Raw genomic sequence first — 21,726 nt, 5'->3', positions numbered from 1 at the left:
CTGTCGATGGTAGATTTTACGCAGCCATGGCGGGGTGCACCGTTAGGGCGCGCACGTAGGGGCGGCATTTGCCCATTGACAAAAAAGGAGGAGCAACTACATCCTAGAGTAAGTAGATGGGTGCAACTGTGCTCTTTTGCAATAATACGCAGCTTTCGAGAATTGAAATTATTAAACGAAATTAAGGCTGGAAGTCAAGCAAGCCATGTCGTTTTTGGTTTGCAATAGTTGCAAAAAAGGATGACGTTAGAAGGTATCTAAACTAAAATATCATCTTTTGTAGGTTTAGATCGGTTGATAATCGACCGAAAAACAACCTAAACGAGATAGGTGTTTCCTTGCAAATCGTTATTCCAATGTCGGGTTTCGGTGAACGTTTTCGCCGTGCCGGATATGCAGTGCCGAAGCCTCTGATTGAAATCGACGGCAAGCCGATCATCGCGCACGTAGTCGATATGTTCCCGGGTGAGCATGATTTCATCTTCATCTGCAATCAGGACCATTTGTCCGAACCGACATTCCGGATGGAATCCATTCTTCGCGAATTGTGCCCAACCGGCCGCATCGTCGGTATTCCTGCGCACAAGCTTGGCCCAATCCACGCGGTACGCCAAGTCGAGCATTTGATCGATCCGCAGCGCCCGGTGGTGGTCAACTATTGCGACTTCACCTGCTACTGGGATTGGGCGCATTTCAAGGCATTCGTCGCCAGCACTAGCTGCGACGGCTGCCTGCCGGCCTATAAAGGTTTTCATCCACATACCCTCGGCAGCACCAACTACGCCTACATGCGCGAAACTGCCGGCTGGGTCGAGGATATCCAGGAAAAGCAGCCGTACACTTCGAACCGCATGGAAGAATATGCGTCCAGCGGCACGTATTACTTCGCTTCGGGCGCCCTGATGAGCGAGATGTTCCGCCAGACGATGGAGCAGAACATCAACGTCGGCGGCGAATATTACGTCAGTCTGGCCTACAAGCCGCTGCTCGCGTCGGGCGCCAAAGTTGCGGTCTATCCGCTGCAGCACTTCATGCAATGGGGCACGCCCGACGATGTCGCCGAATACAACGGCTGGTCGTCGGCTTTCCGCCGTCTGATCGGCCCGGATCAGACGCGTCCGGCTGCCACCGGTTCGGTGATCGTCCCGATGGCCGGCCTCGGCCAGCGCTTCGCCAAGGAAGGCTACACCGTCACCAAGCCGTTGATACCCGTGTCGGGACGGTCGATGGTGGCCCAAGCGACCCACGACTTGCCGGCTGCTGCGCATCACGTGTTCGTCCTGCGCAGCGACATGCCGGGATTCGAGCAGGTCACCGAAGAGCTGACACAGTTGTACCCGAACGCGATCATCGAAACGATCCCGGCGGTCACTGAAGGCCAGGCATGCACCGCGATGATCGGCCTGGACGCGCTCGAGCGCGCCGCCGGCGCCGGTCTCGAGCCCATTACCTTCGGCGCCTGCGACAACGGCCAGTTGTACGACCAAGCCGCATTTGCTGCGCTGGCGGCCAATCCGGACGTCGACGTGATCGTCTGGGGCGCACGCGGCTTGGCCAATGCGGTTCGCCACCCGCAGATGTTCGGCTGGATCGATGCGCCCGACGGCGTCATCAAGTCGATCTCTGTCAAGCAGCCCTTGTCCAACCCGGCTGCCGATCCGATCGTGGTGGGCACTTTCACCTTCCGCCGCGCCGCGGACGTGCGTCGCGTAGTCGATCGCCTGATCGCGCGCGATGGCCGCGTCAACGGCGAGTTCTACCTCGATTCGTGCCTCAACGACGCGATCGAACTGGGCATGCAGTGCCGCCTGTTCGAAGTCGACAACCTGCTGTCATGGGGCACCCCGAACGACTTGCGCAGCTTCGAGTACTGGCAGTCGTGCTTCCACAAATGGGCCAGCCATCCGTACCGCCTCGAACTCGACGGCCATATTCCGCAAGCCGCCGTGGCGTCGCTGGAAGAACGATACCGGGCGATCCTGCCCGAGGCGCCGGGCACGCCTGCATGATTCGTCGGGAGCTGCTGGTTTTCCTGGTGGTCGGCTCGCTGACGGTCCTGGTCGATTTCCTGACCTACCGTGGCCTACTCTGGAGCGGCATGGTCTGGACCGGAGGCGCCAAGGCCGTCGGCTTCCTGGCCGGCACCGTATTTGCCTATTTCGCCAACCGCGCCTGGACCTTCGGCCATCGCAGCCATCGGCCCGGCACCGCCTGGCGCTTTGCTTTGCTGTATGCGGTGACGCTCGGTACCAACGTGTCGGTCAACGCCACAGCGTTGCGTTTCCTGGCCGGCACTGGTTTTGCGGTGCAGCTCGCGTTCCTGGCGGCCACCGGCGTGTCGACCTGCCTGAATTTTCTTGGCATGAAACTGTTCGTCTTCAGGGTCACAATTCATCCGGAGTCCACGTGAAATTTTCGCTTGTAATTCCCTGCTATAACGAAGCGGCGAACTTGCCCTTGCTGCTGGAACGCTGCAAGGGATTGGCTAGTCCCGACGTCGAAGTCATCTTGGTCGACAACGGCTCGACCGACACCAGCCCCGATGTGCTGCGCCGTCTGCTGCCGGCGTATCCGGGCTGTCGCAGTGTGCGCGTGGAAAAGAACCAGGGGTACGGTTTCGGCATTCTCAGCGGTCTGCGCGCGGCCAAAGGCGAAATCCTCGGTTGGACCCACGCCGACATGCAGACCGATCCGCAGGATGCCCTGCGCGGCCTGGCGCTGTTCGAACGCCACGGAATGGATGCCTTCGTCAAGGGCCGCCGCTATGGCCGGCCAATGGCCGATGTCGCTTTCACCATGGGCATGAGCTTGTTCGAGACCGTACTGCTCGGCAGCCGCTTCTGGGACATCAACGCCCAGCCGACAATGTTTTCGCGCCGTTTCTTCGATACCTGGGCCGAGCCGCCACACGACTTCTCGCTCGACCTCTACGCTTATTTCGAAGCACGTCGCCAGCGCTCGAAGGTAGTCCGCTTCCCAGTCCATTTCGGCGAGCGTGCGCATGGTGTGTCGAACTGGAACGTCAATTGGGCCGCCAAGCGCAAGTTCATCCGCCGTACCGTCGATTTCAGCCTGCAATTGAAACAAAAGATCAAGTCATGAAACTCATCTCCCATCGCCGCAACACGCGCGCCGAACTAGCCGCCACCCCGACCCAATACGGCGTCGAGGTCGACATTCGCAGCTGCGGTCCCGAGCTTATCATCCATCACGACGCCTTCGTCGACGGCGAATCCTTCGACGCCTGGATCGCCGAGTACCGTCACGGCACCTTGATTCTGAACGTCAAGGAAGAGGGGTTGGAAGCTCGCCTGATCGAACTGATGCGCCAGCACGGCATCGACGATTACTTTTTTCTCGACCAGTCCTTTCCATTCCTGGTGAAGTGGTCGAAGCTGGGTGAGCGCCGCTGCGCCGTCCGCGTATCGGAATTCGAGGCCGTCGAGACCGCGCTGACGCTGGCTGGCAAGGTCGAGTGGGTGTGGGTCGATTGCTTCACCCGCTTTCCGCTAGAGCGCGCCGACGCTCAGCGCCTGAAGGATGCCGGATTCAAGCTGTGCCTGGTGTCGCCAGAATTGCAGGGCCGTCCGGCCGATACCGAAATTCCCCAGCTGATGGCACTTCTGCGACAGCGCGGCATCGTCGCCGATGCCGTTTGCACCAAACGTCCCGATCTGTGGGAAGCGTCGACCGCGGCATGAAAACCACTGTTCTGAATCCGCTGTTCCTGCTCGGCCTCGCGATCCGCGTATTGCTCGTTCTGCTCGTTCTGCCGACGCCGGTAAGCCAATGGTATGTTCCTTTCCTCGACGTCAGCACCTCGCACATTAGCCTCGACCCGTGGCGGCTCTGGCTCGAACAAGGAGGCGCGCCGGCTGCCTTCCCGTATGGCTATGTGATGTGGCTGGCGTTCCTGCCGGCCAGCCTGCTGTGCAAATTGACCGGCATTCCGCTCGCGGTGGGGTACGGGGTGACGCTGATCGGCGCCGATATCGGTCTGCTGGCACTGCTGCGCGCCATGCTGAGCGCGACCAACCGGTTGCTGCTGGCGGCATATTGGATGTCGCCGATCGTCATCGTTGCCAGCTATGTGTTCGGCTTCAACGACCTGCTGCCCGTGCTGTTCTTGACCTTGTCGCTGTACTTGGTACGGCAGGCGCGCCTGGCTTGGGCTGGCGCGGTGTGCATGGCTGCGATCTCGGCCAAGCTGAGCATGGTGATCGCACTGCCGTTCTTTATCATCTACCTTCTGCATAATCGTCCGATCCGCCATCACCTGCAATTCTTCGTGCGCGGCCTCGTCGCGGGCGCGGTCGTGACGATCCTGCCGTTCCTGTTCTCGGGCGCCGGCGTCGCCATGCTGTTCACGAACCCGGAGATGGGTAAGATCTACCGCCTGGCGTTCAGCTTGGACGGCTCGCTGATCTACTTGGTGCCTTTCGTGTACCTGCTGATGCTGTATGCTACATGGCGCATCCGCCGCATCAATTTCGAGCTGTTCAATGCGTTGATGGGGATCGCTTTCTTGCTCGTCGTGTTGATGACGCCAGCTTCGCCGGGCTGGTTCATCTGGGCCTTGCCGCTGCTCGTCGCCTTCCAGGCCAGCACTGATCGCGTCGGCATCGTGTTGACGTCGCTGTTCTCTGTGCTGTATGTGTTCGGCAGCTTCCTGCTGAGCCATGGCACGGTGGGCACGCTGATCATCCTCGACGATGCCTGGCTGGTGATGCCCGGAACGCGTGTGCTGACCTCGCTGGTCCACACTGCCATGGTCGCGGCCGGCATCGTGCTGGCGGTACGCATCTGGCGCGAGAGCGTCAGCCGCAACGATTACTTCCGCCTCAGCCGCAAGCCCTTCGTGATCGGCATCGCCGGCGATTCCGGCGCCGGCAAGGACACCTTCTCGGACTCCATCAAGGGTCTGTTCGGTGGCCACTCGGTGACCACGCTGTCGGGCGACGATTACCACTTGTGGGACCGCCAGAAGCCGATGTGGCAGGTGATGACCCACCTGAATCCGATGGCCAATGACCTGGAAGGCTTCGCCAACGACCTGGTGACGCTGACTGACGGCAAGTCAATCAATGCGCGCCACTACAACCACGCTACCGGCCGCATGAGCCGTCCGTTCGTCACGCGCAGCAACGACTTCATCATCGCCAGCGGCCTGCATGCGCTGTACCTGCCGATCCTGCGCGAGGTTTACAACCTGAGCGTCTACCTGGACATCGACGAAGGCCTACGCCGCCATTTCAAGATCGAGCGTGACGTCCACAAGCGCGGGCACACGCTAGAAAAGGTGCTAACCTCGTTCCAGCGCCGCGAGCCGGATTCGGCGCGTTTCATCCGTCCGCAGGCCAACTACGCGGACTTGGTGTTTTCGCTGCAGCCGATCCATCCACGCATGCTGGACGAACTCAAGTCCCGGACCGAGTTGCGCTTCAAGCTCGCGGTGCGTTCGCGCCACGGCCTCAACGAGCTGTCCCTGACGCGGGTACTGGTCGGCGTCTGCGGCCTACACGTCGATATGGAGGTCAGCAAGGACGGCTATGACGTCCAGCTCACCATCGAAGGCGAAACCAGCGCCCAGGACATCGAGATGGCCGCGCGCATGATCTCGCCTCGCGTGTTCGACTTCCTCGACATCAAGCCCGACTGGAAGGATGGCGTCATGGGACTGATGCAGCTGATTACGCTGTCTCACATTAATCAAGCACTTACGAAACGATTCATATGGTAAAAGTCTATTCCGCCGAGCGCTTCGACCGCTTGCCCGACGCGATCCTGTTCGACACGGACAACACGCTGTACCCGTACGACCCGGCCCACGCCGCCGCCTACGCGGCCGTGCGCGACAAGGTCGTGGCGCGCTTCTCGATCGCACCGGAACAGTTCGATGCCGCCTTCAAACAGGCGCGCACCGAAGTCAAGACGCGCCTAGCGCATACCGCGTCCTCGCACAGCCGCCTGCTGTACTTGCAGCGCATGCTGGAGATCATGGGTCTCGGCTCGCAGGTGCTGCTGGCGCTGGACTTCGAGCAGACCTACTGGCGCACCTTCCTGAGCAACGCCATTCTGTTCGACGAAGTTAAGGAACTGCTGGACGACTTACGCCTGCTCGGCGTACCGACCGCGATCGTGACCGACCTGACGGCCCAGATCCAGTTCCGTAAGGTGGTGTACTTCGGCCTCGACCACTACTTCGACTTCATCGTCACCAGCGAGGAAGCCGGTTTCGACAAGCCGCACGCGGCGCCGTTCGAGATCGCGCTGCAAAAGATGCGCCCGAAAGGCAACCGCATCTGGATGATCGGCGATAATCCGGTCAACGATATCCAGGGTGCGCGCGAAAAAATCAATGCCGTCACGCTGCAGAAGGTACACGAGGGCACGCCGGTCGGGACAGGCCCTGGCGCGCCGGACGCGAGCTTCAATGATTTCGGTGAACTTCGGCGTCTGATCGCGCGATTGGGAGGCGAGCAATGAAGACGTCCGACACGGCCATCCGCGCCGCCATCGTCGACTTCTGCGCGCGCGCAGGCGCCGACCCGCTGCTGGTGCAGGGGGCTGGCGGCAACGTTTCGTGGAAAGAGAGAGACGTCCTCTGGATCAAAGCCTCTGGCACTTGGCTGTCCGAGGCGGCGCAGGAGGACATCTTTGTGCCCGTCGACCTGGCCCACCTGCGCGACGCAGTCGCGGCCGGCGAGTTTTCCGCCAGCCCGAAGGCGCTCGGTGACTCTGGCCTGCGGCCGTCGATCGAGACGATGCTGCACTCGCTGATGCCGCACCCGGTTGTGGTGCATGTGCATGCGGTCGAAGTGCTGGCGCACCTGGTGCGCGCCGATTGGCTGGATGGACTGCAACAAGCGCTGGATAGCAGCGGCATCGCGTGGGCTGGTGTCCCGTATCGTAAGCCTGGTGCCGAGCTGGCCGAGGCGGTCGCCCAGGCGCTGGCCGGAGCCGAGGCCAGTGTCGTGTTCCTGCAGAATCACGGCGTCGTGATCGGCGGCGCCGATATCGCGCAAGTCGAGGCGGCGCTGGCTGTGCTGACGACGGCGCTGGCCAACCCGCTCGCCGCGGCTGCCCCGGCCGCGGCTGCGCCGGCCGAACTGGCCGCCGGCACGACCACGTACGCACTGCTGGAAGATGCAGTGGTGCAGCGTCTGGCGACCGAACCGGCACTGCGCGCGCGCCTGGAGCGCGAGTGGGTGCTATATCCCGACCACGTGGTGTTCCTCGGACCCGAGGCGTACGTCGTCGCCGATACCGACGCGCTCGCGCAAGCCGCTGGCGCCCATGCGCCTGAGCTGGCTTTCGTGCGCGATGTCGGAGTCTACGCGGCGCCCGGATTCAGTAAGGCCAAGCAGGTGCAGCTGCGCTGCTATGCTGACGTCATCGTGCGCCAAGCGCCGCAGCATGTCCTGCATCCCCTTGGCGCCTCCGAAATCGGCGCACTGCTGAACTGGGATGCCGAGCGGTATCGGATGAGCCTGTCGAAATAACCAGCTCGGAAATCTCATGAAAACGTTTTGGGCAACCTACCGCGCTAGCCTCGCCGCCGCGCTTGTCTTTCTAGTCGTTACCCTGAGCTTGTTCGGGGTGTATGCTGCGCGTACCCTGAAAGGAAATATTGACAACCACATCCTGTCGAGCCAGATGTTTGGCGTACCGGCTGAGGTGAGCGCGCACGGCATCCGCCCCCTCTACGGGCCGAAGGAAAGCGGCTGGGATGGCCAATTCTACTATTACATGTCGAACGATCTGCTGGCGCGCAGGGATGCGAGCCAGCATATCGATTCGCCGTCTTATCGCTATCAGCGCATTGGCTTGTCGCTGTACGCAGCCATCGTCGCGAGGCTGACGGGGCAGCATTGGGTATCGCCCGTCACCTTCTTCGTTTCGTATCTGCTCCTGATCGTTGCCGCCACCGTGGCAGGAGCGCGTCTACTCGCCCGCTATGATGCCCAGCCCTGGCTGATTCTGTTGTGGTCATTCAGCGTTGGCACCCAACTTACCTTGTTCAACGCCTTACCGGACGCTGCGGCCGACGCCTTCCTTATCCTGAGCCTGGCCTTGCTGTTTTCACGCCTATCCGGTTGGGCATTTATTCCGTTCACGTTCTCGGCGCTCTCACGTGAAGTCTACGCGGTGTTCCCGTCGGCAGCATTATTGTTCCTGTTGTTGTCGGTGCTGCGCAGTGGTGGCATCGCCAATATGCCGCAGCGTATCCTCGGTCGCTTGCGCCAGGATCATGCTTACCTGCTGCTGGTGCCGGGCATCGTCGCGGTGGCTTGGCATGTCTACGTTACCCGGCACTTCGGGATTCCGCCTTCAGCGCAAGCTTCCGGCATTCTCGGCCTGCCTCTGGTCGCCTGGGGCCATAGCTATGTGACCGCGCTTCATGGCAATGCATCGAATGCAAGGCTCGACTTTGGCGCGAGTGAGGCCGTGAACCTGCTGCTGTTCCTGATCGTGCTGGCGGTGGCGTTATGGAGTGCTGTCCAGACCATGCGGCAACGTTCGGGCGTACAGCGCGAACTGGCGCGAAGCATCGCGTTGCCCACACTGTTCTTCACCTTGCTTTACCTTTGTTTTGGTCCGACCGTGACCAGCCACTACAGCGGTTACATGAAAGCGGCCGCGGTCTTCTTCTTCTTGGTGCCGATGATGCTGTCGGTCTCCGGTGCTGGCCATATGTTGAAGGGTGTATCGTATGCGTTGCTCGCGTTAGCGCTGGTCTACAGCAATACGATCAACATCTTGCAGCGCGTGCTCGCTCAACCAACCTACGAAGACCAGTACACCAGGATGTCCCTGGTGCCGGCCGGCCAGCCGATTGCGTGTTTCGGCAACTACCGGGCTGACATACGGGTTAACAAGATCACCTTGCTCAAGGCGCCCGGATGGGCGGCGGCACTGGGCAATCAAGACCGGATGGTCATCAACGTCGCCCTGACGAATACCGGCGATTTTCCGTTTGTCTCGGATCATGCGATCGGTGGTGTATTTATGAGCTACCACTGGAACGATGGTAATGGCCAAACGATCGTGGATGGCATCCGTTCGGCTCTGCCTGGGGCCGTAATGCCAGGGCAGACCGCTAATGTCGACGTGTTCGTGCCAGTGCCGGACAAAGCCGGCTTGACGCTGCGTCTCAGTCCCGTGCAGGAAGGCTGCGCATGGTTCTACCAGGCGAATCCCCAGGTTGGCGCTGGTATCGGATTAGTGCTGGACAGATGACATCGGTGGCAGTCTGCGAGACAGGACTTTATCAAGTATGAGCCCATCTTCATTTTCTCCCGCCTTGGCGCGCCCGGGGTCGCTGCTAAGCCGCTTGGTGCATGAACTGCGTTCGACGCTTTCATCCGATGCATTTCTACCATTTCTGGGCTGGGCGTTGTACAGCGCCTATGTGTTTTTGCATGCGGATGCGGCGGTTCCCGACGAACTGAACTTCCTGCGCATCGCAAAGACTACGAACTGGCGCGATTTCTTTGTTGCTACACCGCCGTTTGCGTATGGGTCGATCTTTTGGGGCGGCCTGAAACTCCTTGGCTCGGCCTATCTCGCACGCTTGGCGGTGCTGGTAATGTTTGTGCTTACGCCTTATCTCATCGTACGCACGATGGAGGCGCCACGCTTGAAGCTGGCCGTGGTGTTGCTGTGGTTGAGTTTTCCGATCTCTTGGTGGACCGGCAAATTGATCGCCCCGGAAATCCCATGTATGTTTCTGGTGGCAGTGGCGCTCCACGCGTTCGCGCGCGAGCGTCTGCTGTTGTGCGCCATCGCCCTTGGCTTGGCAGTGGGGACCAAGATCAGCACTCTGCCTGCGCTGATCTTTTTCGTCGCGCAGTTTACGATCCAGCCTGGCAAGCCAATGCTCGCAAAGCTGCGCGCCGTTCCAGTTCTTGCAGCTGGATTTTCACTCGCGTTGTTGTTTGCCAGTCCGCCCATCATTGCCATCGTGCATGAATTGCGTAATCAATCTAACCCTGGCACCGTCATGACCGTGGCGCGGGTGAACGACGCCTTGCTTACCACCCGCTGGGAATGGGATTCCGTATTTTCTGGCGGTGCAATGCAGTTCAGCCTGATGCCGATCCCGTTCTTGCTTGTGGCGCTGGGAATCCTGGCCAGACAACCGCGTATTTTCGCGGCGCTCGCTTTGACAGTTGCTGCCTTTGTTTGGATCAATGTACGGACCCAGACTTTCTACGGCTGGTACTGGATCACATTCTTCCCGATTCTGCTCTATGCCGTGGCGCGTACAGGCGATAAGGGTGTACCGAAGTGGTTAATCCTCGGCATTTTTGGTGTAGTCTTGATCAACACCGCTGAGCATCTGCCGTTGATCATGGACCAGGCTGCTCAAAAAGCGGAACAAATCCGTATCATGGGTAAGCGCACTGAGATTACGTCTTGTCTTCAACAAAAAATCGACGAACTTGCGCCTACGACGGTATTTAATCTTACCGAATTCGGTTTCGAACTGAAGAGTGCGGGCCGGGTTTATAACTGGGCTGAGCCTGCGGCTTATACGGCTGACGTCCAGCTCATTGGCGCCCGCCATCTAATCCGGGACCGCTATCCCAGCGAAGATGGTCTGAAGGGAAAAAGGCTTTACGGGAATTGCGATACCGTGTTGATCTTCACGTCAAAATAAAGATCTATCCTTTTGCGGAGCCCACACGCGTGGCCGGGCTCCGCACTGGCGCATCGCGTCAGCGGCGGGGGCGTCGAACCAGGCCGCCCAGCCAACGTAGCGGCTTCGTGAGACGCCATGACGTGCTGGCGAAGGTCGCTTCGAGCAGGAGCCTGGTCGAAGCCAGCTCTGCCTGCAACTGGCCCATGCTCGACTCCTTTTCAGCGAAGCGGGTTTCGATAACAGCCAGTTGTTGCCCGATCTCGACTACCTTTTTGTTCAACTCCATCTCGCGCGCCTGCACCTGCAAGAGCAGGCTGCTAGAGTTCGCCAATTGCATCGTCGTCGCCATCTGATCGCTATCGTACTTCGCTACCGAAGCTGCAATCTGTTCGCTCAGCGTGTTGCTTTTTGCTTCCTGCGTGTGCTGCTGAGCCAGCAATGTCTGGTATTGCTGCTCGACCTTGTCTGACAAATGCAGATAGTTTTGCCCAGTAGCGTCCGACAGCTGACGGTATTGTTGCGTGCGCGCCTGGTCGAAGCGCTCCGCGAGATCGCCCAACGACAGGCCGAAGTTCCGCGCAAATTGTTGTTCGAACAGTTGGAGCACCGCTTCCGGAGCCGCCTTCTGTGCCACGACGCTGTAGTCCGGACTGGCGCCGTCGAAAACATTGATCAGCCGAAGCGGCTGGTCCGTATGCAGAGCTGGATCCTCCTGCAGACGCACGATTTTGGTAAGCGCGAAGCCGGCATATTCCGCCAGGAATGCCAGCAGTAGCGGCGGTATTGGCTTGACGTGAGACGGGTCGAGATAGAACCTGCATGCGCCGACCATCGGATTCTCCGGATTCGGGGTTTCCATGATCAACAAGCCGCCCGGCTGCAGCACGCGCATGGCTTCGGTGACCAGCTCTTGCAGGGCTGCGAATGGCAGGTGTTCGACCAGGTGGAAGGCCGAAACGACAGCTACGCTGTTCTCCGGAAGCGATTTCAGGGCGCTGATCGCATCCATCGTGTCGACCGACAAGCCGCGTTCTCGGCAGGCAGCCAGCATGCCGGTGTCGAGATCGACCCCGCGGGCTGCGAAGCCCTGCTCCGAAAGAAGCTCGAGCCATTCGCCGCGGCCGCAGCCCAGGTCCACCGCACTCGGCGGTTGCGACAGGGCCGCCAGCGGCGACACGAAGTCGAGATAGACGCGCAGCCGATCCTTGATCAGTTCGCGCGATCCACGATAGCGATCTTCAAAAGCTCGATAAAATTGTTCGCTCATCGTACGATTTCTACCTCAGGTTCAATCCAGTTCGTGCCCACGAAATGACGCCGATTCATGTTCATGACGATGAACAGGAAGGCCAGGTCGCGCCATTCGTAATTGTTGGCCAGGTGGGTTTCATTGCTGGTCAGGGCGGTTGTGACAGAATAGCTGCCCGGGCCGAGGTTGAGCGGAAACCGGAATACGTAATCCACGGTGTCGCCGGCCTGCAGGTCGGTGAGAGGCTTCTCCAGGTGATGGGTATTGGTGCCGAAAATTTGCTGTCCCAGGCGATCTTTGATCATGTAGCCGATCACGAGGCGCGGTACAGGCGCATTGATGCGTACCTTGATGCGCAGCGTGACCGGCGCACCGACATTCACGATTTCCGATGGCGAGCCCTGTTCGTTCTCCAGAGTGATATCGGTGACCTGCGCTTCCCCACTGCCCGAACTGGTCTGCACGCGTCCCTCGGTCGTCACAACTTGCTTGATGCTGGAACCTTCGCGCTCCGCGATCAGCGCATTATAGTAATCCATGACTTCTTCCGGACTTCCTTGCTTGGCCAGAAAACCGCCGTCGAGCAGGATCGCACGGTCGCAGATGGATTGCATTGCGGTGCGGTCGTGGCTGACGATGAGCAGGGTGGTGCCCAGCTGCCGGAACTGGCGGATGCGGTCGAAGCTCTTGTGCTGGAAGTAGGCGTCACCTACCGACAGTGCTTCGTCGACGATCAGAATGTCCGGCCGTTTCACTGTCGCGACACTGAAGGCGAGGCGCATCTGCATGCCGGACGAGTACACTCGCACCGGCTGGTCGATGTATTCGCCGATATCGGCGAATTCCTCAATCTGCGGCATCAGGGTCGTAATCTCATCGACCGTCAGTCCGATCAGCTGGCCGGCCATGTACGCATTCTGGCGCCCCGTAAAATCAGCATGGAAACCCATGCCAAGCTCGAGCAGGGCGGCGACTCGCCCGTCCATGACGACGCTGCCGGTCGTCGGCTGGGCCGTCCCGGTGATCAGCTTGAGCAGGGTACTTTTGCCCGCACCGTTGATGCCGATGATACCGACGGCTTCACCCGGAGCCAATTGGAAGCTGATGTCCTGCAACACCCATTTCTGTCGGTGCCGCGGCCCTAGGAAAGGGAATACCCACTCCAAGAGCCGCCCCCACCGGTTATCGTATTGCTTGTAGGCCTTGCCTAACTTGTTGACGCGAATACTTCCCATTACAGCTCATCCACCATTTCACCCGCGCGTTTGCGGAATATTTTCATACCTAGAATGCACAGAACGGCAGCCAGTAACGTCACCGGCAGCAGCGAACCCCACTGCGGCGCATGGCCGTACAACAGTATGTTCTGATAAGAAGTAATGATCGGCACCATGGGATTCCAGCCGAGCAGATCCCGGGCGGCCGGAGGCAAGGTCGTCACCGGATACACGATCGGCGTAAACCAGAACCAGAATTGCAGCAAAATCGAGAAAAACTGGCCGACGTCGCGGAAAAACACGTTCATTACCCCGAGAATCATGCCCAGTCCGATCGCGAACAGGATCTGGATGAGCAAGACCGGGAATATCGCCAAGTAAATCCATCCGGGGAAAGTGCCGGACACTACAAGGAACAGCGTGAACAGTCCAAAAATGATGCCGAAGTTGACACAGGCATTCAGGACCACGATGATCGGCAGGCAAAGGCGCGGAAATTGAAGCTTCTTGATCAGGTTCGCGTGTTCGAGGAACACGGTCTGGCTGCGACCGGTGATTTCCGCAAACAGTGCCCAGGTCAGTGTACCCGCGCAAAGATAGATACTGTATGCAAACGTCGAGTTGACCCCTCGTAGTCGGTTGCCCATGACTTCCGAAAAAATCACCGTATATACGATGATCATCGCCAGCGGGTTGAGCACGGTCCAGGCCGCACCCAGCAGCGAATTGCGGTATTTGTTCTGGAATTCCCGTTTGACGCTGCCGCTGATAAAGCCGCGGTAACGCCAGATACTGTCGATGGTGGCGAACGTGATCATCGTACCGTTTCTCGCATACGGTCGGAAGGCTGTGAGGGCAGTAAGGGTGGTGGTGCTGCAATCGAAAAAATGTTACGCATTGGATTTGTTGGGTTGAAACAAGTCAACATTGTAAACGGTCGTGCCCGATGAGCGCACTTCGTCAGGAAGCGCTCATCGAGCAAGACCACTGTAGCTTAATCGAACGTTGAATAAATCAGACGTAATGCCCATGCAGCGCTTTCCTGCCAAGTGAGGATGGGTACGCGCCCCGCCATCGAACCGCGCATGTCGGCATCGTAACCCATGAATTCGCCCACCAGTGCAGCCAGCGCCTGTCGGTCCCCGACCGGAAAGTAACGTGCGCCATCGCCGGCCACTTCTCGGAACACCGCGATATCGCTCGCCAGTACCGGGACCTGATGCTGGGCGGCTTCGACGATCGGCAGACCATAGCCTTCGGCGACCGAGGCGGCGATGAGCGCATGCGCATGCGCATAGCACAGGTTGATTTCGGCGTCCGAGAAGCGTTCAATGAAATGAAAGCGCTTGCCAAGTTCCGGGTGATTCCGTACCCGCGCCATCAATGCATCGACTTCCCAGCCTTCCTTGCCAGCCCAGCACAGGCGCGCCTGGCTGCCGCTCGTCCACAGCGCTTCGAAAGCATCGAGCACGACGGCGTGACCCTTGCGCGGCTCGATTGTTCCGACCATGAGGAACAGGGGGCTCGACGTCTCTTCGACCAACCGAGTTACCGCAGGGCGCACGCTGCCGTCGGCCACCAGCGGCAGGATATCGGCGCCGAGGTGCCAGTACTCGACGCGCAACGCATGGTCGCGCTCGAGCGCATGTTCCGCGATGTAGGCATTAACGTCGTCGCGTACCGCACGCGAAATGCACAACAGCATATCGCTGTGCTTTACCGCCAGGCGGAACCAGTGCTGGAACACCGCTACCAGCCCGGCGCTGCAGAACTGCGACATGCGTAGGGGGATCAGGTCGTACACGACCGTTACGATGCGTCCACCGAACTGGCGCACGGCGTCAAAGACCGGCAAGAACTGCGGATACTGTTCCCACGACGAGTCGATCATGAACAGGATGTCGCCCGGTTGGATGTCGATCTGTTCGTCGGGGCAGGCATGGGCGCCGATCTCGAAGATCGAGCCGACCACGCCGCTGGCGCGGTACAGTCCGCCGTCGCGCAACTGTACGAGTTCCACGGGCAGGGTCGAGTTCTCGATCTGGCACATATCGCGCGCGATGTTGCGCACCACGCGCTGGATGCCGCTGAGCGCATCGGTGCGCGCCAGTTGAGTGACGTCGATGAGCAGACGCGGTGTGCGGTTCAGGCGCAGGTTGCGTTCGGCATGTTGCGATACGTCGTCGAGCAAGACATTGTCGGGGACGCTGCCGCGCCATGCGGCGGCGATCTGGCTCGCCGAACGGCGCCAATTGCGCTCGACGGCAGTCAAAATGGCGTCGGCCAGCGTCTTCGCCGCCGCGGCCTGGCCGGCGCCACCCGGGGCCAGCTCGAACAGGGCCGGCAGGAACAGCGTGCCGTAGTCGCGGCGCAATTCGGCAGCAAGTCGGCTGTCTTCCACCACCAGGCTATGCACGGCCTCGAGCAGGCTGCGGCTGAGCGGCAGCGCGGAGCCGGTCCGATTGCTGCGGCGCTGGTGTCGCGCAACCAGTCCTTGAAGACCATCATCGCGCAGTACTAGGTTGACTTCGTCCTCGGTGCCGGGCAGCGCTGCCGGCGCGTCACCATCGGCGCTGGGAGAGTCTTGTAACAGAAGCACGCCCGGCGCCGAACGGATCAACTGAATCAGGTCCGGCGTCAAGGTCTCCCTGGTGGCAATATAGAACACCGTATCGAAGCGGTTCCACTGCTTGGGCAGGGATCGGCGCGACAGAACGTTATCGCCAGCAGGCGCACGGCTGGCCTCGGCATGCTCGTGAACGATCTCGATCTTGAACGATGCCGACAGGTTCGACAGGGTGCGCGTGGCATGGTCCTGCGCCAGTCCGGGCGGCAGCGCAATAAGGGCGGCCACGCGCGCGTGTGGAGTCGTCCTGGCAGACCGGCCCTGGCGCCGCTGTACGGCGGCATCGATGGCTTGCCATGCGAGGTGCGCCGTCTTGTCCCAGCTGAACTGTTTTGCACGAGCCAAGCTGAATGCTTGTAGCTCGGTACGCCAGGGTTCGTCGGCCAAGGCGTGCAGTAGCTTGGTCTTGATCGACTCGGTCGACGACGCGTCGAACAGCAGGTCCTGACGGCCCGCCACTTCCGGAATAGATGAGTTGTCGGCCGCAATCACGGCGGCGCCGCATGCCATTGCCTCGAGCACCGGCAGGCCAAATCCTTCGTACAGCGACGGGAAGACGAACACGGTGCAGCGGTTGTACAGTGCCACCAGTTCCTTGTCGGTGATATGCCCGGTCACGATCACGTCATGCCTGCTCAGCCCGCAAGCCGCGACGTGCGCATTGAACTGGTCGATATCGCCTACTTGGTTGACTACCAGTTGGTGCATCGCACGGATCTGACGCGGCAGTTTTGCGAATGCTTCCAGCATGCCGAGCAGGTTTTTCCGGTAGTCGCCGTTTCCGGTGTACAGCACGAAGGGGCGGTAGATGCCAAAGCGGCGCAAGTCGATCGCATCGAGCTCGGATGGCGCGAGCTTCCTGAACATCGAATCGGCGGCGCCCGATATGTTCACCACCGATTCGGGCGCGCATCCAAGCAGGCGGATAGCGTCAGCGCGCGTCGCTTCGGAAATGGCGAGCAGCAGGTCGTATCGCCGCAGCGCGTCCAGACGCCGCTCGTACCACCGCGCATAATTCGGCACGGGGTCAAGGTGCTGTTGTGGAAACAACCACGGGATGAAATCGTAGAGGATGGCAACTTTCAGACCCGCAGGAAAGTTACCTTGCCCTTGCGGCACGACGCCGCGCTCGCACCAGCCTTCGAAGGGACTGGCGCAAAGTATCGCATCGGCGCCGATGCTCTGGTAGCCCGCGTGGATGAGGGCCGAGGCGATCTGCTCGCGTTCCAAGGCATCCGTATTGTGGGGATCCATGGGCGGGTGGGTATAGGTCGCGTACGCGCCGGCTGGCACGGTCCCCGCAAATGCTTCGCGCAGACGCGCCGCCGTCTGCGGATACAGGCCGTTGGCGAGCAGACGCAGATCATGCTTGCCCGCCTGCGCCGCCATTGCCTTGGCCAGGGACAGGGTATAACGGCCGATTCCTCGAAAGCGCGAATCCGTCTGACATGGAAACAAATCGAAAATCAAACGCATTACAGCTTTCCTTGATATTGAGGGTCCTCGTAGCGTTGGATTTCGTCGAGGATGAGCGCCCGGAAGCGCGGGCCGAGCACGGTGGTGCGATTGGCCGGCGCCGGCGCCGGCATGACCTGGGCAGCCGGCGATATCGTGGCCAGCTCTTCCCTGATGTGTCCCTGGAAGCGTTGTACGACCGTCGGAAAACGCAGGGCGACCCGTTTCAGGCTCGGGCTGGCGCGCACGACATCGATCAGCCGGCGCGTGACGGCACCGCCAAGCCGGCGCGTGGTCGCGCGCGATACCCTGCCCAGCTCGGGCAGCGCGGTACGAGGAGAGCGGCGCAGGCGCGATAGCCAGCGCATCGGCTTGGTGACTTGCCAGGAGGTGCTGGCATACACATCATGTAACTGATGCTGCAGGATCGCGATCTGGCGCGCTCCGGCCAGCGCCGCAAGGGTGTCCAGTTGCGCTTGTGCGGCGCGCGCTTCGGCCTGCACCAGTTTCGCTTCGGCCTCGGCGAGGCGTTGCGCAGTGTCGCGCGCCGCCTGTTCGGCCTTCTGCATGCGGGCATGCAGGTATTGCAGGGGCGTCTCGGCTGGTTCTGACGCCACCGGCTCGTGGGACGAGGATAGGGATGCTGCGTCACGCTGCAGGGTTTGCGCCAAGGGGCAGTCGGCATGCACGTAAGCGCGGCTGTCATCCGAGGCGCCGACCAGGAGATAGCCCTTGTCAAACAGTTGTGCTTCCCATGCGGGCGCGCTGTCTTTCTGGTCAAACAGATAGATCAATACCACCCAGGGACGCGGCGCGGCATCGGTCCAGCCGGGAAAGGGCAGGGCGACTGCTTGGCGCAGATCGAGCCGCAGGCAGTGGATCGCTTCGACGCCGAGTTGAATGAACAAGGTGTCGAGTGTCCTTGCCGGCTCGGCTTGCACGGAGCCGGGTAGCGCAAGCGCGTTGAGGTCAGGCACCACGTGCACGCCTTTCCATCCCAGTTCGTACAGAGCGAGACCGTGTGATTCAGCGCCGACTTCCGGCGGACCAATATCGATGTAAAAGCCGTTGGTGATGTGCCGGAGAAGGCGCCATAGGGCCATGTCTTCCAGGGCTGGAGCGTAAGAAGGGAAACTCATCGCAATATGTGTTTAATCGTGAGGCGATGACCAGGCAATATAGCGGGCTTATCCGGTTCTTCGCCGGAGAGAAAACGGGGGCGGTGAGCCCAAACCCGTTGGTATGAAGAAAGTACTCCTGGTCACTCAATGCATGAATAACATTGTAATCTATGCTGAGTAACAGGGGGGCTAAAGTTTCCTTAGTGCTAAATAGTGTTGCGTCCAGTTGCACGCGCAGACAAACCCACTTTCTACCATTGCTCGCAGCTTGCCAATCGCATTGCGGTCTCGATCAAGCCTGCGCTCCAGCGCTTTCCCTTCGACTTCGGGCGGCCGAGCTGGCTTGACGCGCGCCAGCATGCGCAAATGCGATTGCTCATTCAATGGACATTTCTTGGTTTGATATCCTAGGCGAGCAGCGAGGTACACTATTCAGTGCGTAAAACTTAATGACTTATTAAGCTATCGATATTGCTGGTACAGTGCTCGTGGGCGCCAGTGTCGAAGCGAAGTCAATCTTGCCAACCGCGACGCCGCGCGTGCGCCACTTCGCCGGCACGGCAGTGGCGCTTGCCTCGTCGTCCAACAGCAGCATATCGCCGTTCCCGGGTTCAACGACATCGTCCTCCATCAGCAGGTCACCGCATCCGATCAGCTCGAGCGTAAAACGGCGCGCATAACGGTAGAAGGCGCCGTCGTGGCGCACCGGCTCGATGCGCCAGCCGGCTGGAGGTCGGGCAATCAATACCCGCAGCCATTCTTGCCCGGCCAAATCTTCAGCCGCCAAAGTGGCGACATCGACCAGCAACTGACGCACGCGGGGGCGCGCGCGGTTGGCAGCAATCGACGCAGCGGTTTGCAGCAGGTCCTGCGTGGGTACGTCTGCTCCGAGCCCGGGCAGGGAGGCAATCAGCCTCTGCTCGGCTGCATTTTCGCTGTCGCGCGCAAATTGCTCGATCGCGTCGCGGTACAGCTCGGCAATACGCACCGGCGCGTGCGTCGTTCTCATGTAGTCGGCAGCGGCGCTACCGAGGCGGTCGCGCAGCGCCGCGTCGCCGTGCATGTCTTCCATGGCCTGGCGCAGCGCGTCCTGGGTAAATGTGTCGTCGAGACGCAGGCAGAGGCCGGCAGGCACTTCGGCCGCCGACCCATGGGCGTTCAGGATCGTGGGCAGGCCATAAGACAGGCAGTCGAATACCGCGCCCGAGGTCTCGCCACGCGAAGTGCCGCGCAATTGCACCGCCAGATCGGCCGCATTCAGGTAGCGCCGATAGAGTTCGGTGCTGGCATAGCCGGTGATGCGGATGCGCGGATGGGCCGCGATCCGGTCGCGCAGCGCGATGCCGAAGCGGCCGGGCGCGACTTCGCCCACGAACACCAGGTGGCAGCGCGGATCGCGTGCGAGGACACTGTCGATCCAGGCCTCGACCAGCCTGTCGTTGCATTTCGGCGCCGACAGGATACCGAATGAGCACACCACGAAGTCGTCGGGGCTGAAGCCGAGTTCGGCCCGGTCCATGGCGCGCGCAGCGGTCCGGTCGACGTCGCTGCCCTGGTCGGGACGCAGGCAGACCAGCGGCAGCACGCGCCAGTCGGCGGGGAAGTCCGGGCCGTACCAGCGGCGCGCCAGCGCGACCGCATGGGCCGAATGCACGATCACGCCGGTTGCCCGGTCGAGCACGGATTTATTGCACGGATAGGTCTGGCAAGAGACAGTGCGGCCTTCCCGTTTTTCCTCGACCAGTGCCTGGTAGCCGTGCGCCTGGTACAGCGACCGGGCATACTGATTCGGCAGATGATGGTCGGCTTCGGTATGGCTGATGACGCCGCTCAGGAAGAAATCGTGCAGCACGACTACGCCTGGACGACGCTCCAGCAGGCCGAACATATGCGTATGGAAGGTCGAATTGCCGAACTGGTAGACGATGTGGTCGAACACGTGCGCATTGGCGTCGAACCACTCGACCGTGCGTTGCGCGAAGCGCGTGTCCAGGGCAGGGTCGTCGACACTGTCCTGCGCCAGCACGAGGTCGATATCGTAGTGTCGGGCCAGTTCCGGCAACAGGTCGGCACTGTAGGCGGCAATGCCGGAGCGCGCCGGCGGCAGCGGCGATACAAAGGCCAGCCGTGGCCGGCGCGGCGCCGTGTCAGCCGGCATGGCCACGCTCGTGCCGTGCGACGCCAGACGGCGCCGGTGGACTTCTTCGAACGCGTCGATTGCGCGCCTGGCACTGGCATCCCACGAAAAGCGGCTTGCCTGAACGAGGCCGTGGGCACGCAGTTCGGCCTGTCGCTTGGGGTCGCCAAGCACGTCCGCCATCGCAGTGCTGATCGCGCCGGCGCTGGCCGGATCGAACATGGCATCGCTGCGCCCGATCACTTCCGGAATGCTGCTGGTGTTCGAACCGATGACCGGCGCGCCGCACGCCATCGCCTCCAGCGCGGGCAAGCCGAATCCCTCGTGCAGCGACGGGAATACGAACAGCGTCGTGCAGTTGTAGAGCGAGACCAGGTCGTCGTCGGACACGAAGCCGGTCAGCACCAGGTCGTCGTTCGACAGGCCGAATTTCGCCGCCAGGCGCTGCAGGCGCAGGCGATCCGGCTCATGGACGCTGCAGACAACCGCCAGCTGGTACTGCCGGCGCAGCTGTGCAGGCAACAGCGCGTAGGCCTCGATCAGGCCTTCGATGTTCTTCCGGTAGTCGATGCCGCCGGTGTACATGATGAATTCGCGCTTCAGGCCATGGCGCTCCAGCAGCTCGGTGCGCGCGCCCGGCGCCAGCGTGCGTGGCTGGAAGATGGCGTCGACCGCCGACGAGATGTTCACGACGCGCTCCGAGGGCAATCCCAGCAGGTCGATGCCTTCTTCGCGCGCCGAGCCCGAGATGGCAAGCAGCAGAGCGGCGTTCTTCAGGCTCTCGAGCTTGCGGTAATACCAGGCGGCCGCGTTGGGGTCGCTCAGATAGCGTTCCTTGCGCATCAGCGGGATCAGGTCGTACAGCGTGATCGCCGTATCGAAGCGATCGTTGCCATGCAGCGCGGAGGACACCACGTTGTCGCCGAGCCCCTCGAACAGGCTGGCGACGTGGACGATGTCCGGGCGCAGGCTGGCCAGGTGGTGTTCGCGGATCCGTTCGGCGGTGCGCACGCGCCAGGCGTTGCGCGGATCGACTTCGCCCACCGGCAGCGGCGCGACGAAGGTCGTGATGTGCGACTGCGGGAGCAGGCCGTCGAAGGCTGCCCGGATCGTAGCGGCGCTGTCGGGGTAGTGTTCGTTCAGCACGATGCGCAGCTCATGCCCCGCGCTGTTGCGCGCCATGGCCAGCGCGAGCGCCATCGAATAGCGGCCAATGCCGCGGTGCATGCTGGAAGCCTGGCAGGCTTGCAGGTCGAGGATGATGCGCATCTGGGTA

At 61.1% G+C, this 21,726-nt stretch carries 15 protein-coding genes; 9 read left to right on the top strand and 6 right to left on the bottom strand.

Going from position 1 to position 21,726, the window contains the following annotated elements:
* Positions 1 to 356: 356 nt before the first annotated feature.
* From FA90_RS14790 to FA90_RS14750, 9 genes are read left to right on the top strand one after another with little or no spacing between them, the layout of a single operon-like run.
* Positions 357 to 2,009, top strand: a complete 1,653-nt coding sequence (locus tag FA90_RS14790) for a sugar phosphate nucleotidyltransferase (protein ID WP_239700750.1) — start codon at positions 357 to 359, stop codon at positions 2,007 to 2,009.
* A complete protein-coding gene (locus FA90_RS14785; RefSeq protein ID WP_036169908.1) occupies positions 2,006 to 2,410 on the top strand; it encodes a GtrA family protein in 405 nt (134 codons plus the stop codon). The genes FA90_RS14790 and FA90_RS14785 overlap by 4 nt, the downstream gene beginning before the upstream one ends.
* Entirely contained in the window at positions 2,407 to 3,102 is a 696-nt protein-coding gene (locus FA90_RS14780) for a glycosyltransferase family 2 protein (RefSeq protein ID WP_036169906.1), read from the top strand. Before FA90_RS14785 ends, FA90_RS14780 begins: the two co-directional genes overlap by 4 nt.
* Positions 3,099 to 3,701, top strand: coding sequence for a phosphatidylinositol-specific phospholipase C/glycerophosphodiester phosphodiesterase family protein (locus FA90_RS14775; RefSeq protein ID WP_036169904.1), 603 nt, complete (start codon positions 3,099 to 3,101; stop codon positions 3,699 to 3,701). Before FA90_RS14780 ends, FA90_RS14775 begins: the two co-directional genes overlap by 4 nt.
* On the top strand, positions 3,656 to 5,740 hold the full coding sequence (locus FA90_RS14770) for a uridine kinase (RefSeq protein WP_239700749.1): 2,085 nt from the start codon (positions 3,656 to 3,658) through the stop codon (positions 5,738 to 5,740). Before FA90_RS14775 ends, FA90_RS14770 begins: the two co-directional genes overlap by 46 nt.
* Positions 5,734 to 6,486, top strand: a complete 753-nt coding sequence (locus tag FA90_RS14765) for an HAD family hydrolase (protein WP_036169902.1) — start codon at positions 5,734 to 5,736, stop codon at positions 6,484 to 6,486. Before FA90_RS14770 ends, FA90_RS14765 begins: the two co-directional genes overlap by 7 nt.
* The gene (locus FA90_RS14760; protein ID WP_051971814.1) at positions 6,483 to 7,502 is read left to right on the top strand and encodes a class II aldolase/adducin family protein; all 1,020 of its coding nucleotides are present in this window, start codon (positions 6,483 to 6,485) and stop codon (positions 7,500 to 7,502) included. The genes FA90_RS14765 and FA90_RS14760 overlap by 4 nt, the downstream gene beginning before the upstream one ends.
* Before the next feature lie 16 nt (positions 7,503 to 7,518).
* Entirely contained in the window at positions 7,519 to 9,240 is a 1,722-nt protein-coding gene (locus tag FA90_RS14755) for a hypothetical protein (protein ID WP_036169900.1), read from the top strand.
* 37 nt (positions 9,241 to 9,277) lie between these two features.
* Positions 9,278 to 10,663: a hypothetical protein gene (locus FA90_RS14750; RefSeq protein ID WP_156116716.1), complete on the top strand. Its 1,386-nt coding sequence runs from the start codon at positions 9,278 to 9,280 to the stop codon at positions 10,661 to 10,663.
* Between the two features lie 58 nt (positions 10,664 to 10,721).
* Here FA90_RS14750 and FA90_RS25770 read toward each other — a convergent pair whose 3' ends face one another.
* The 6 genes from FA90_RS25770 to FA90_RS14715 form a co-directional block, all read right to left on the bottom strand.
* Complete coding sequence (locus tag FA90_RS25770) at positions 10,722 to 11,912, bottom strand: bifunctional 2-polyprenyl-6-hydroxyphenol methylase/3-demethylubiquinol 3-O-methyltransferase UbiG (protein WP_081933867.1); 1,191 nt, start codon at positions 11,910 to 11,912, stop codon at positions 10,722 to 10,724.
* On the bottom strand, positions 11,909 to 13,129 hold the full coding sequence (locus tag FA90_RS14740; protein WP_036169896.1) for an ABC transporter ATP-binding protein: 1,221 nt from the start codon (positions 13,127 to 13,129) through the stop codon (positions 11,909 to 11,911). Before FA90_RS14740 ends, FA90_RS25770 begins: the two co-directional genes overlap by 4 nt.
* On the bottom strand, positions 13,129 to 13,929 hold the full coding sequence (locus FA90_RS14735) for an ABC transporter permease (RefSeq protein WP_036169894.1): 801 nt from the start codon (positions 13,927 to 13,929) through the stop codon (positions 13,129 to 13,131). Before FA90_RS14735 ends, FA90_RS14740 begins: the two co-directional genes overlap by 1 nt.
* A 176-nt stretch (positions 13,930 to 14,105) precedes the next feature.
* A complete protein-coding gene (locus FA90_RS25070; RefSeq protein ID WP_081933866.1) occupies positions 14,106 to 17,213 on the bottom strand; it encodes a glycosyltransferase in 3,108 nt (1,035 codons plus the stop codon).
* Positions 17,213 to 18,331, bottom strand: a complete 1,119-nt coding sequence (locus tag FA90_RS14720; RefSeq protein ID WP_036169893.1) for a hypothetical protein — start codon at positions 18,329 to 18,331, stop codon at positions 17,213 to 17,215. Before FA90_RS14720 ends, FA90_RS25070 begins: the two co-directional genes overlap by 1 nt.
* A gap of 439 nt (positions 18,332 to 18,770) precedes the next feature.
* On the bottom strand, positions 18,771 to 21,719 hold the full coding sequence (locus FA90_RS14715; RefSeq protein WP_051971812.1) for a glycosyltransferase: 2,949 nt from the start codon (positions 21,717 to 21,719) through the stop codon (positions 18,771 to 18,773).
* Positions 21,720 to 21,726 lie beyond the last annotated feature (7 nt).

The sequence above is a fragment of the Massilia sp. 9096 genome, from assembly GCF_000745265.1.
Classification (GTDB): Bacteria; Pseudomonadota; Gammaproteobacteria; order Burkholderiales; family Burkholderiaceae_D; genus Telluria.
The sequence above is the reverse complement of the archived record's forward strand: the minus strand, read 5'-3'. Positions and strand labels throughout refer to the sequence as shown.